The following is a 1,075-nucleotide window of genomic DNA, read 5'->3' as shown; positions in this document are numbered from 1 at the left end:
CGGCGTTTGTTGATCGCCTTGACCGCCCAGTCGATGATCGTGAGCGTGCGCAGGCCAAGGAAGTCGAACTTCACCAGGCCTACCGCTTCGACGTCGTCCTTGTCGTACTGGGTAACGACACCTTCACCGCTCGCTTCGCAGTAGAGCGGTGCGAAATCGGTCAGTGGCGTGGGCGCGATGACGACACCACCGGCGTGCTTGCCGGCGTTGCGGGTGAGACCTTCGAGGCTGAGCGCGAGATCGATCAGCTGACGCGGCTCTTCCTCCTGCTCGTAGACGTCGCAGAATTCCTTGACGATGCGGTCCGGTTCTTTCTTCGACTTTTCGGTGCGGCCGAGCGCGTCGCCCAGTGTGAGGTCGAGCGGACGGTTGGGGATCAGCTTGGCGAGCCGATCCACCTGGCCGTAACCCATGCCGAGCACGCGACCGGAATCGCGGAGCACGGCCTTCGCCGCCATCGAACCGTAGGTGATGATCTGGCTGACGTGGTCGCGGCCATATTTGCGCGCCACGTAGTCGATCACCTCWTCGCGGCGATCCWKGCAGAAGTCGATGTCGAAGTCSGGCATCGASACGCGKTCRGGRTTGAGGAAKCGCTCGAACAGTAGCTCGAACTGGAGCGGATCCAGGTCGGTGATCTTGAGTACCCAGGCGACCAGCGAGCCCGCACCSGAACCACGGCCCGGKCCGACCGGRATGCCGTTGTCCTTACCCCAGCCGATGAAGTCGGCCACGATGAGGAAGTAGCCGGGGAAGCCCATGCCGATGATGACGTCGACTTCGCGATCCAGGCGCGCCTGATAGTCCTCGCGCGTCTTGCCTGCGGCGAGCGGATGGACGGCAAGGCGTTCTTCGAGACCGGCCTGGGCCTGGGCGCGAATGAACGAGTCGAGCGTATGGCCTTCGGGCACCGGGAAGTTCGGCAGGAAGTACTCGCCGAAGGTCAGTTCCAGGTTGCAGCGCTTGGCCAGCTCCACGGTGTTCTCGAGCGCTTCGGGAATATCGGCGAACAACGCCTCCATTTCCTCGGCACTCTTGAAATACTGCTCTTCGCTGTAGTCGTGCGGACGCTTGG

Annotated in this window: 1 protein-coding gene; it reads right to left on the bottom strand. The window is 62.9% G+C overall.

Annotation, left to right across the window (positions count from 1 at the left end; all coding sequences use genetic code 11):
• The coding region (gene dnaE, locus AC1DT2_RS24265) for a DNA polymerase III subunit alpha (RefSeq protein ID WP_477299292.1) at positions 1–1,075 on the bottom strand (1,075 nt) is incomplete at both ends.

The organism is Luteibacter sp. P4_E6, from assembly GCF_056401535.1.
This window is presented reverse-complemented; position numbering and strand designations above follow the sequence as displayed.